General features: G+C 61.7%; 12 protein-coding genes. 9 read left to right on the top strand and 3 right to left on the bottom strand.

The features are described 5' to 3' along the window. The first annotated feature begins 148 nt into the window (after positions 1-148). Complete coding sequence (locus RSE12_01195; protein WRH62978.1) at positions 149-808, top strand: alpha-ketoglutarate-dependent dioxygenase AlkB; 660 nt, start codon at positions 149-151, stop codon at positions 806-808. Here RSE12_01195 and RSE12_01190 read toward each other — a convergent pair. Next, on the bottom strand, positions 786-1,610 hold the full coding sequence (locus RSE12_01190; GenBank protein ID WRH62977.1) for an ABC transporter permease: 825 nt from the start codon (positions 1,608-1,610) through the stop codon (positions 786-788). The genes RSE12_01195 and RSE12_01190 overlap by 23 nt on opposite strands. A gap of 151 nt (positions 1,611-1,761) precedes the next feature. Here RSE12_01190 and cysQ point away from each other — a divergent pair, with 151 nt between their 5' ends. The 8 genes from cysQ to RSE12_01150 all read left to right on the top strand — a co-directional run bounded on the left by cysQ (position 1,762) and on the right by RSE12_01150 (position 10,324). Next, complete coding sequence (cysQ, locus tag RSE12_01185; protein WRH62976.1) at positions 1,762-2,556, top strand: 3'(2'),5'-bisphosphate nucleotidase CysQ; 795 nt, start codon at positions 1,762-1,764, stop codon at positions 2,554-2,556. Further along, positions 2,553-3,005, top strand: coding sequence for a hypothetical protein (locus RSE12_01180; protein ID WRH62975.1), 453 nt, complete (start codon positions 2,553-2,555; stop codon positions 3,003-3,005). Before cysQ ends, RSE12_01180 begins: the two co-directional genes overlap by 4 nt. Then, positions 3,002-3,790, top strand: a complete 789-nt coding sequence (locus RSE12_01175) for a manno-octulosonate cytidylyltransferase (protein ID WRH62974.1) — start codon at positions 3,002-3,004, stop codon at positions 3,788-3,790. Before RSE12_01180 ends, RSE12_01175 begins: the two co-directional genes overlap by 4 nt. A 244-nt stretch (positions 3,791-4,034) precedes the next feature. Then, a complete protein-coding gene (gene galU / locus RSE12_01170) occupies positions 4,035-4,928 on the top strand; it encodes a UTP--glucose-1-phosphate uridylyltransferase GalU (protein WRH62973.1) in 894 nt (297 codons plus the stop codon). A gap of 16 nt (positions 4,929-4,944) precedes the next feature. Next, positions 4,945-5,970 (top strand): glycosyltransferase family 2 protein, encoded by a 1,026-nt coding sequence (locus RSE12_01165; GenBank protein WRH62972.1) that lies wholly within the window; start codon positions 4,945-4,947, stop codon positions 5,968-5,970. 229 nt (positions 5,971-6,199) lie between these two features. After that, positions 6,200-7,210: a glycosyltransferase family 2 protein gene (locus tag RSE12_01160; GenBank protein ID WRH62971.1), complete on the top strand. Its 1,011-nt coding sequence runs from the start codon at positions 6,200-6,202 to the stop codon at positions 7,208-7,210. Beyond that, complete coding sequence (locus tag RSE12_01155; protein WRH62970.1) at positions 7,207-8,922, top strand: beta-1,6-N-acetylglucosaminyltransferase; 1,716 nt, start codon at positions 7,207-7,209, stop codon at positions 8,920-8,922. The genes RSE12_01160 and RSE12_01155 overlap by 4 nt, the downstream gene beginning before the upstream one ends. Positions 8,923-8,926: 4 nt before the next feature. Then, positions 8,927-10,324, top strand: coding sequence for a nodulation protein NodH (locus RSE12_01150; protein ID WRH62969.1), 1,398 nt, complete (start codon positions 8,927-8,929; stop codon positions 10,322-10,324). Between the two features lie 3 nt (positions 10,325-10,327). Here RSE12_01150 and RSE12_01145 read toward each other — a convergent pair whose 3' ends face one another. Both RSE12_01145 and raiA read right to left on the bottom strand, forming a co-directional pair. Further along, positions 10,328-10,792: a PTS sugar transporter subunit IIA gene (locus tag RSE12_01145; GenBank protein WRH62968.1), complete on the bottom strand. Its 465-nt coding sequence runs from the start codon at positions 10,790-10,792 to the stop codon at positions 10,328-10,330. Between the two features lie 37 nt (positions 10,793-10,829). After that, positions 10,830-11,408 carry a ribosome-associated translation inhibitor RaiA gene (gene raiA, locus RSE12_01140; protein ID WRH62967.1) on the bottom strand — a complete coding sequence of 193 codons (579 nt, stop codon included), beginning with the start codon at positions 11,406-11,408 and terminating at the stop codon, positions 10,830-10,832. Positions 11,409-11,427 lie beyond the last annotated feature (19 nt).

Here is an 11,427-nt window from a genome sequence, read left to right as displayed (position 1 = left end):
CTAGCCAGGCATCCAGCCCCGATCCCAAGTGCATCCGGGGCAGGCGGCCCGCCCGTATCCCGGCTTGACCGTGTATATAAGAGGGGCATCGGGGGGCTGCAAGCGGCTGGCCTGCTGGAAAGTAATATCAATGCAAAGGAACGCATACATGGCCGTGCCAATTGAAATCCGGGGCTTTCGTTACTGGCCCGGCTTGCTTGACGGTCCTGCCCAAACCGCCCTCGTGGCGGATCTGCGCGGCATCGTAGCGGCGGCCCCGCTTTATGCGCCTGTCACGCCGGGCGGCCGCCCAATGAGCGTACGGATGACTTCGGCCGGGCGGCTTGGCTGGATCACCGATCAGCAGGGCTATCGCTATGAACCCCGCCATCCCGCAGGTCAGGCCTGGCCTGCCATCCCGCCGGTCGTGCTGGATCTGTGGCAAAACCTTACAGGCTTGTCCCGCGCGCCCGATTGCTGCCTCATCAATTTCTATGGCGAAGGTGCCAAGATGGGCCTGCATCAGGACAAGGACGAAGGTGATTTCTCCTTCCCAGTCTTGTCCGTTAGCTTGGGGGATGAGGCGCTGTTCCGCATGGGCGGCCCTGATCGCAAGGATCCGACCGAAAGCCTCTGGCTCAAATCCGGCGATGTCCTTTTGATGGGCGGCCCCGCGCGCCTTGCCTGGCACGGGATCGACAGGCTGCGCTTTCGTTCATCGCGGCTGCTGCCGGGCGGCGGGCGCATCAACCTGACATTGCGGGTTGTAGAGGGGCGGGTTGTAGAGGGGCGGGATGTAGCGGGCGCTACTTCCCCATCGTCCAGCTGACCGATACCCGCTTGCCTGTGTAATATTCCCCGATCAACCCCAGCGTCAGGCAGGCCAGCATCACATAGACGGGGTATTCAATGCTCGTGTAGCGCGGCGCATAATTCAGAAAGATATAGCCCCGGCCTTGATCGATCACATGAAACAACGGGTTCCAGTCAAAGAAGGAAAGCACCAATGTCGGCATCGCATTGGCGACGAACATCTTGCCAGATGCGATCATGTTGATCCGCGTATAAAGCGAGGCCACAATTCCAAAGAACCGTGGCTGCCACGGCGATGCCGCGCGAAACAGCATCCCCACGGAAATCCCCGTGGCCCAGGCCAGCACCAGCATCGCCGTCATGCCCACAGGATCGTCAAAGGTCAGCGGCGCGAAAACCGCATGATAGACGAACAGGATGATCGACGCTGAAAAGACCTGCAAATACAGCGTCCCCAGCGCCGCCGATGATATGGCGATCAGCGTGTTCATCGGCGCGTGTTTCATCATGGCCGATGTCGGGCCGTCAGCCGACATCACGGCCTTCATCGTTTTGACATGGGTCATGAACATGAACACGCCCGACATCAGGAACAGGACATAATCCCCCCTGATCGAATTCGGCCGCGCGCCGGCAAAGGTGAACATCAGGTAGAAACCGGCGATCATCAGCGTTGACTGGATCACGTTCAGCACAAGGCCGAACACCGCACTTGTATGGGTCTTGCGCACATTGTGGACGGCCCCGTGGAACACCAGTTCCAGCATGCCCAAGGCCGTTCGCGCCCGTGTCCGCTTGACATCCGCCTGAAACCGCACGCCGAGATCCTTGCAATCCTGCCCGCAGCCCGTACTTCGGCCCGCGCACCCACTGGGAAACCTTGCCCTTATCGTTGCTCCGGATGATAAGGCGACCTTGTGTTCAGTTCAACTGCGGCGACCCGACAGCCGCGCCGATACGAGGTATTCGATGCAGTTTGATCACCTGATCCCCATCATGCGCCGCCTTGCGCTCGAAGCCGGGGATGTGATCCTGGCGGTCTATGAAAGCCCGGATTTCGCGGTAAAGGCCAAATCCGATGCCTCCCCGGTGACCGAGGCGGACGAAGCCGCCGATGCGCTGATCTCGGCTGGTCTACGCGCCGCCTTCCCGGATGTGACCCTGATCACCGAAGAACAGGCCGACAGCCACGCTCTTTCGGCACGCACTTTCCTGATCGTTGATCCGCTGGATGGCACCAAGGAATTCGTTCAGCGTCGCGGCGATTTCACTGTGAACATTGCCTATGTGCAGGACGGCATCCCCCTGCGCGGGGTGGTCTATGCCCCCGCCAAGGGCCGGCTGTTCTACACCCTGCCCGATGGCACGGCGGTTGAGGAAACCGGCGCCTTCGACAAGGCAACCCCCGGCCCGCTGCAACCGATCCGCGTCTCTAGCCCGGACAATGCCGCGCTGATGGTCGTGGCCTCCAAATCGCACCGCGATCAGGCGACCGACGATTACATCGCCCATTACGCCGTGCGCGACATGACCTCGGCCGGGTCCAGCCTGAAATTCTGCCTCGTCGCTACGGGTGAGGCCGACCTTTATCCCCGCCTTGGCCGGACCATGGAATGGGACACGGCAGCAGGCGATGCCGTCTTGCGCGGCGCAGGCGGCCACGTGGTGCATTTCGACACCCACGCCCCGCTCGAATACGGCAAACCGGGCTGGGACAATCCGTTCTTCATCGCCTTTGCCCCCGGTGTGGACCTGAAGAAATGACCCTGCCGCGCGCCCTTCCCGTCTTGCTGACGGCTTTGCTGGCCACACAGGCCCATGCCGATTTCATCGAAACCACATGGACAGTGGACTCCTTCAGCGGCGAGGCTTGGTTCATTGACCCAGCCGCCCTTCAGGGTGCCACCCAGTATTTCGAAGCCGGCTATGCCGAAGGCGCGTTCTACGCCTGCGATTTTGCAGGGCAGTCGATGTCCTACACCACCTACGCGCCCGACGATTTCCTCGCCAACCCGGAATTCGCGGCTTTCGCCACGCTGGATGATCCGCGCTTCACGCTGGCCTCCGAACTTTTCGTACACCGCATCACTTGCGAAGGCCAAGGCGACCCCGCCGCCCGCCGCGTTCTCTACCCTTTCGTCACCACCGATGGCCGCGACGCGGCCTTCCTGCCCTTCGAAGGTGGCATCTTCACGCTGGAGCCTGCTCAGTGACCGTCCTCATCGCCATTCCCGCCCGCTACGCCTCGACCCGCTATCCCGGCAAACCGCTGGTGGAACTGAACGGCCCCGACGGGCGCAAGACGCTCATCCGCCGGTCATGGGAGGCGGCGATGGCCGTGAAGGGCGCGGACCGCGTGGTCGTGGCCACGGATGATGACCGGATCGCCGATCACGCAACCGCCTTCGGGGCCGAGGTGGTGATGACCTCCACCACCTGCCAGAACGGCACCGAACGCTGCGCCGAGGTGGCGGCCAAACTGCCGGGCTATGACATTGTGGTAAACCTTCAGGGCGATGCGCCGCTTACCCCTGCCTGGTTCATCGAAGATCTCGTCGCGGGCCTCCGCGCCGATCCGCAGGCCGAAATCGCAACTCCTGTCCTGCGCTGCGAAGGCGCGATGCGCGCCAAACTGCTGGAAGATCGCCGCCATGGCCGCGTCGGCGGCACCACCGCCGTCTTTGGCGCAGGCGGACGCGGGCTCTATTTCTCGAAAGAGGTTATCCCCTTCACGGGCCGCGACTATGCCGATGACGAACCCACCCCCGTCTTTCACCATGTGGGAGTGTACGCCTATCGCCCCGCCGCACTGGCCGCCTATCCCGGCTGGCAGATCGGCCCGCTGGAAACGCTGGAAGGTCTGGAACAGCTCCGTTTCCTGGAAAACGGCCGCGCCGTGCTGTGTGTCGAGGTGCAGGCCAGAGGCCGCCAGTTCTGGGAACTGAACAACCCCTCCGACGTGCCGGTGATCGAATCCATGATGTCCAGCATGGGCTGACCTGCTCCGTCCCTACGGCGGGGAAATCCCGCAGCGCTGTGCCGGATTTTGTGGCAGTTTCCCGGTCTGGCAAAGCCAGCCCTTGATTTGCCGCCGATCCCGCGCTAGCGGCAAGGACATTAATTCCATCCTCCGGAAAACGCTGCTATTCTGCCATAATGCTGCAATAAGTGGCGTGGAATATCGTGTATCGGGCCACGTGGTTACATTCCCGGAAACAAACGGGGCAGAATTGGGTGCTAAGATGAAAGTCAAAAAGGTCACAAAAGCCGTCTTCCCCGTGGCAGGGCTGGGAACGCGTTTCCTGCCAGCCACGAAGTCGATCCCGAAAGAGATCATGACGCTGGTCGACCGTCCCCTGATTCAATACGCCATCGACGAGGCGCGCGCCGCCGGGATCAAGGAATTCATCTTCGTCACCTCGCGCGGGAAATCCGCGCTCGAGGATTACTTCGACAGCGCCCCCGAACTGGAAAGCGCGCTGCGCAAATCCGGCAAGGACGATCTGCTCGAAGTGCTCAAGGAAACCAACATGGATTCCGGCGCGATTGCTTACATCCGCCAGAACCGCCCGCTGGGCCTTGGCCATGCCGTGTGGTGTGCCCGCCGCCTGATCGGGAACGAACCCTTTGCCGTCCTGCTGCCCGATGACGTGATCGCCGCCGAAAAGCCCTGCCTGCAACAGATGGTCGAGGCGTATGAACAAACCGGCGGCAACATGGTCGCCGCGATGGAGGTGGCACCGGAACGGACCAAATCCTACGGCGTTCTCGACATCGCCGAAGATATGGGTTCGATCGTCAAGGCCAAAGGTATGGTTGAAAAGCCCCCGCTGGGCTCGGCCCCGTCAAACCTCGCGGTGATCGGGCGCTACATCCTGTCGCCCAAGGTTCTGGTGAACCTCAATCGCATGAAACAGGGCGCAGGCGGGGAAATCCAGCTGACCGACGCCATCGCCGAAGAAACCGCCGCCGGCAACGTCTTTGGCTATCGCTTCCGCGGCCAGCGTTACGATTGCGGCTCGAAGGCGGGCTTCCTGCAAGCCACCGTCGCCTTTGGCCTGTCGCGGCCTGACCTGCGCGATGAATTCTCGGCCTACCTGCATGAGATGATGGCGCTGCAAAAGGCCGCGCAATAACCCTTTCGGCAGGGTTGTGGCCACCGCGCCCGCAGACCTGCTTGCCGCCTATCGCCTGCGCTGGAAACGGCGCAGGCTTCTTGGCCGCGCCTATGCCCGCCGCCACGAACTGACCCCCCGGATCGACCGCACCGCCGCCATCGGCAAGGGTGATATTCTGGGCTTTTCCACCGTCCGCAACGAAGCCGTTCGCTTGCCATGGTTCCTCGATCACCACCGCCGCCTCGGCGTGTCGCATTTCCTGATCGTCGACAATGGCAGTGATGACGGCACCACTGACTTGCTTGCCGCGCAACCCGATGTCTCGCTCTGGGTGACCAATGCCTCCTACAAGGCATCACGCTTCGGGATGGACTGGCTGACCTGGCTTCAGATGCGCCACGGGCACGGCCATTGGTGCCTGACGGTCGATGCCGACGAACTACTGATCTACCCCTATTGGGACAGCCGCGATCTGCACGCGCTTACCCGTTGGCTCGATGCGCAGGGTCGCCCGATGTTCGGGGCCATGATGCTTGATCTCTATCCCAAGGGTCCTGTTGCCGATCACCCCTACAGCGCGGGCGATGATCCGCTGGCGGTTTTGCCGTGGTTCGATCCATCCGGCTATGGCATCCGCATCCAGCAGCCGATGGGCAATCTCTGGGTGCAGGGCGGCCCGCGCGCGCGGATGTTCTTCGGCGCCGAACCCCGCCGCGCACCCACCCTGAACAAGGTGCCGCTGGTGAAATGGCACTGGCGTTATGCTTACGTCAACTCCACCCATTCCCTCCTGCCACCCCGCCTGAACCGCATCTACGCTACCGACGGGTCCGAGGCCCCTTCCGGCCTTTTGCTGCACACCAAATTTCTGCGCACGGTCGTGGACCGTGCCCGCATCGAACAGGCGCGGGGCGAGCATTTTTCGAACTCTGCGCAATATGACCGCTACTATGATGCGCTGGGCGAAAACCCCGATCTCTGGTCGCCCCATTCCCGCCGCCTGACAACATGGCGCGCGCTGGAATCCCTCGGCCTCATGTCGCGCGGGGGGTGGGTATGATGCGTGCAAATTGCATCATTTGCGCCGGTTTGAATTATACTGCCGTCCAGCAATTGTTTACTTGTGCGGGTGCAAACACTAATCTTTCAGCCAATTTGTCGTTACGCCAGAACCGGGGTCCAACACTGGGGCTACGGCGGGGCGACAAGAGAACCGGGCAGGACTTTAGGCAGGGCAGCCCGTCGCAGCATCTCCTGCGACAGGCCGATAAGGGAAGCGGGCGCAGTCTGTGGGAGTGATCGGGGCATATCGTCTGCGGCTGCGCCGAAGAAGCCTGCATCTTCGCGGCTGGCTCAAGCGGCGCGAGATGACGAATGTCGTCAACCGCACCGGGGCTATTCGCGGCGACTCCATCCTTCTGTTGTCGACGATGCGCAACGAACGCATCCGCCTGCCCTATTTCCTGCGCTACTACCGTGATCTTGGCGTCAATCACTTCCTGATCGTCGATAACGGGTCGGATGACGGGTCGCGCGAATTCCTGCAGCAACAGCCGGATGTGTCGCTCTGGGTGACAGAGGGAAGCTATCGCAAATCCCGCTTCGGGATGGACTGGATTACCGCGCTGCAACGCAAGTACTGCCACGGCCACTGGACGCTGGTCGTCGATCCCGATGAATTCCTGGTCTATCCCTTCTGCGAAACTCGCCCGTTGCGCGCCCTGACGGATTGGCTGGATACCTCGGGTGTCCGGTCCTTTTCGGCCATGATCCTGGATATGTATCCCAAGGGCCCGATCAACGCGCAGCCCTATCGCGAAGGGCAGGATCCGTTTGAAATCGCCCAATGGTTCGACAGCGCCAACTATTCGGTGAAGCGCAACCACGGCAATGGCAACCTCTGGATTCAGGGCGGCCCCCGAGCTCGCGTCTTTTTTCCCGACGAACCCAAGCGCGCACCCGCCATGAACAAGATCCCGCTGGTGAAGTGGAACCGCGCCTATGCCTATGCCAGTTCCACCCACATGCTCATGCCGCGCGGGCTGAATCTCGTTTATGATGAATGGGGGGGTGAAAAGGCCTCGGGCTGCCTGCTTCATGCCAAATTCCTTGATACCTTCGCCGCCAAGGCCGAAGAGGAACTGGCGCGTGGCCAGCACTATGCCAATAGTGCCGAATACATCGCCTATCGCGACGGGCTGAAGTCGCAGCCCGAACTGTGGTGCAAGTGGTCAGAGAAATACATCAACTGGCGTCAGCTTGAAATTCTGGGCCTCATGTCCAAGGGGAACTGGGCATGACACAGGTCCCCAACGGCACCCTCGGCTTTGTGATGCTGTGCCACACAGCGCTGCATCGCGCGGCTGACACCGCCCGCCACTGGGCCGAACGCGGCTGTCCCGTTGTCATCCACATCGACAAGCGCGTTCAGAAATGGAGCGTCGAGAAACTTCAGGCCGATCTGTCCGACCTGACCAATATCCGCTTCTCGGACCGCTTCGCCTGCGAATGGGGCACCTGGGGCATCGTTGCCGCCACCCAATCCGCGGCAGAGGTGATGCTGTCAGATTTCCCCTCCGTCCGGCATGTCTACCTTGCCTCCGGCTCTTGCCTGCCGCTGCGCCCGGTGCAGGAACTGATCGCCTATCTCGACGAACGCCCCCGCACCGATTTCATCGAATCCGTCACGACCGAAGAGGTGGGCTGGACAATCGGCGGTCTGAACATGGAACGCTTCACCCTGCGTTTCCCCTTTTCCTGGCGTACGCAGCGCTGGCTCTTTGACCGTTACGTCAACCTGCAACGCAAGGCCGGCTTTCAGCGCACCATCCCTAATGGCATCGTCCCGCATCTGGGCAGCCAATGGTGGTGCCTGACGCGGCAAACCCTGTCGACCATCCTGCAAGGCCCCGATCGCGCGCTCTATGACCGATACTTCCGCCGCGTCTGGATTCCGGATGAAAGCTATTTCCAGACGCTGGTCCGTCAGGTGTCCGCCAATGTGGAAAGCCGGTCGCTCACGCTGTCCAAGTTTGATTTTCAAGGCAAGCCGCACATCTTCTATGATGACCACCTGCAACTCTTGCGCCGGTCGGATTGCTTTGTCGCCCGCAAGATCTGGCCCCATGCCACAAAGCTGTATGCCACCTTCCTGTCGGATGATGCCGAAGGGCAGGCCGGCGGTGAACCCAATCCGGGCAAGATCGACCGCCTGTTCTCCAAGGCCGTCGAGCGCCGCGTGAAGGGCCGCCCCGGCCTTTACATGCAAAGCCGTTTTCCCAATGAACATTGGGAAAACGGCCGCACTGCCGCGCCTTATTCGATGTTCCAGGGCTTTTCCGACGTGTTCGAAAACTTCGAAGGCTGGCTCGGCAAGGTCACCAGCACCCGCGTCCATGGCCACCTCTTTGCGCCGGACCGGGTGGAATTTGCCGGTGGTGAGGCCGTCTTCAACGGTGCCCTGTCCGACAGCGCCGCCCTGCGCGATTACAACGCGCGGTCGTTCCTTGCCAACCTGATCTGGGCCACCCGTGGCGAACGTCAGTGCTTCCAGTTTGGCCCGGGCGACAATCAGGAACTGAACTGGTTCATGGCGCTGGATTCCAACGCCCAGATTTCGGTCATTTCCGGCGCTTGGGCGGTGCCGCTGTTCAAATCCAATCTCAACTTTACCGACATCCGCCGCGAAGCCGCGCGCCTGCAAAAGATCGAACTCGAACACCTCTCGATCCTGCGCAACGGAGCCGCCAAGGCGCGCATCCGCATCTGGAATCTTGCCGAATTCATCGAAAACCCGATGGAACCGCTGCAAACCATCGTCGATGAAATCAGCCCCCGCTCGCTGCGCCGCCTGACCGAAGCGCCGCGCATGACCGATCTCACCGGCTTTGGCCAATTCCTGCAAAACCTGCGAAATCAGGGGATGCAGCCCGTCCTGATGGGCGATTTCCCTGCCACGACCGATGCCCGCCCCTCCGATTCCCGCAGGGGCCGCCCCTACCTAGTGAAGTGATCCAGTGACCCGCCCGTTCGACAGTTTCGTGATGTTCGCCGAAATGCGGACAGGTTCCAACTTCCTCGAAGCCAACCTCAATGCCCTTTCCGGCGTCACCTGCCATGGAGAGGCGTTCAATCCCTTTTTCATCGGCAAGAAGGACCAGACCGAATTCCTCGGCGTCACGCTCGCACAGCGCGAGGAAGACCCCGCCTTCCTTCTGCGCCGCATGCGCGAACGCACACCCGGCCTGTCGGGCTTTCGCTATTTCCACGACCATGATCCCCGCATCTTCGATCTGGTGATGGATGATCCCCGCTGCGCCAAGATCGTGCTGACGCGCAACCCCGTGGAAAGCTATGTCAGCCTGAAAATCGCCAAGGCCACCGGTCAGTGGAAACTGACCAACCCAAAGAACCTGAAACAGGCCAAGGCCCGTTTTGACGCGCTGGAATTCACCGAACACCTCGATGAAGTGCAGCAGTTTCAGATCCGCCTGTTGCGCGCGTTGCAGGCACGCGGGCAAACGGCCTTTTACATCGACTATGACGACATCCCCGATCTGGCCGTGCTGAACGGTCTTGCCGCCTTTCTGGGGGTGGATGCGCGGCTTGAGGCTGTCGATTCCTCCCTCACCGTGCAGAACCCTGAACCGCTGGCGGACAAGGTCACCAATCCCGCCGCGATGGAACAGGCCTTGGCCCGGCTCGATCAGTTCAACCTGTCGCGCACGCCCAATTTCGAACCCCGCCGCCATGCCGGAATTCCCGGCTATGTCACCGCCCGCGACGTCCCCCTTCTGTTCATGCCCATCAAGGCGGGCCCGGTCGCCCCGGTGATCGACTGGCTGTCCACCCTCGGCGGGCTGGATCGGGATTTCACCCACAAGACCCTGCGTCAGTGGAAACGCGCCCATCCCGGCCATCGCAGCTTTACCGTCCTGCGCCATCCGCTGGACCGGGCCCACCGAGCCTTTTGCGCGCTGGAACAAGGCGGGTTGCAGGCGGAACAGCGCAACATCCTCTCCCGCGTTCACGGCGTGGCCCTGCCACGCCCCGGCGACACCTACACCGACCCGACTGAGCGTCGCGCCGCCTTCCTCGCCTTTCTGAAATTCCTCAAGCGCAATCTTGCCGGCCAGACCGGCTTTCGCACCGATGCCGCCTGGGCCAGCCAATCCGCCATTCTGCAAGGCTTCGCCCTGTTCGCGCCGCCCGATCTGATCCTGCGCGAAGACACCTTGGCCGAAGGGCTGGCCTTTCTCTGCGCCGAACTGGGCCAACCCGCGCCGCAGATCACCTTTCCCCGTGACGCCATGGATGACGCGCTAGACACCATCCGCGATGGTGAACTTGAGGAAGCAGCGCGCGATACCTATCAGCGCGATTATCTGGGTTTCGGCTTCTTTCCCAAACGTTAAGGCTCACGCCGCTTGGGTCGACCGGGCCTCTGTCAGGATCGCATAGATCTTGGCCGGGTCATTGTTGGCGCGCAGTTTCGACACCACAGCCTGATCCCGCATTGTGCGGCTGACCAAGGCCAGCGCCTTCAGGTGATCAACGCCCGAATCCTTGGGCGCAAACAGCCCGAACACCAGATCGACAGGCTGGCGATCGACACTGTCATAATCCAGCGGCTTCTCCAGCCGGATGAACACGCCCCGGATCTGCTTCAGGTCTTCCAGCCGCGCATGGGGCAGGGCGATGCCATGCCCCACGCCGGTCGGGCCCAGGCTTTCGCGTTCCTGCAACCCGTCAATCGCCGTGGCCCCGCTCATGCCATAGGCCTGCGCGGCAAGCTCTCCCAGTTCCTGGAAAAGCCGCTTCTTGCTTGTCAGCTGCCCGACAATCCGAACAGCTCCCGGAATCAATAGCTTGGATAGGTCCATTGGCGGTCGTCGTTCCTGTGGCGCGCGCGTGCGTGCGTTATTTTGCGTTGCGCGGGTCGATCCAGCCGATGTTCCCGTCATCGCGACGGTAAACGACATTCACGCCGCCATGTCCTTCATTGCGGAACACGAGCATCTTCTGACCCCCCAATTCCAGCTGCATCACCGCCTCGCCGACGGTGATCGAAGGAATCTTCGTCTCCATCTCGGCAATCACAATGGGCTGCGCCAGATCAGTGTGGTCGTCGTCCTCGGGCTCCTCAGTTGGCGCGAGGATATAGGACGACCCGCCGGCGAATTCAACAGGCGCTGTCCGGGCGCTGTGGTGGTTGCGCAGACGGCGCTTATAGCGACGCAGCTGCTTGTCCATCTTCTCGCGGCAAGATTCGAAAGCGGCATAGATTTCCGTGGCATGGCCCTTGGCTTGCGCGGTCAGCCCGGTCGACAGGTGGATCGTTGCTTCACAGACATGCTCATGCGCTGCCCGCGAAAAGATCACCACGGCATCGGTCGGGCGCTGGGCGTACTTCTCCACCACCTCGCCCAGTTCGGCCTTCACATGCGTCTGAAGCGCCTCCCCGATGTCGATCTGTCGGCCGCTGATCTGGTATCGCATAGTGCTTCCTCCGCATGAA

It is taken from the genome of Fuscovulum sp., from assembly GCA_035192965.1.
In the GTDB taxonomy this organism is placed as follows: Bacteria; Pseudomonadota; Alphaproteobacteria; order Rhodobacterales; family Rhodobacteraceae; genus Paragemmobacter.
This window is presented reverse-complemented; position numbering and strand designations above follow the sequence as displayed.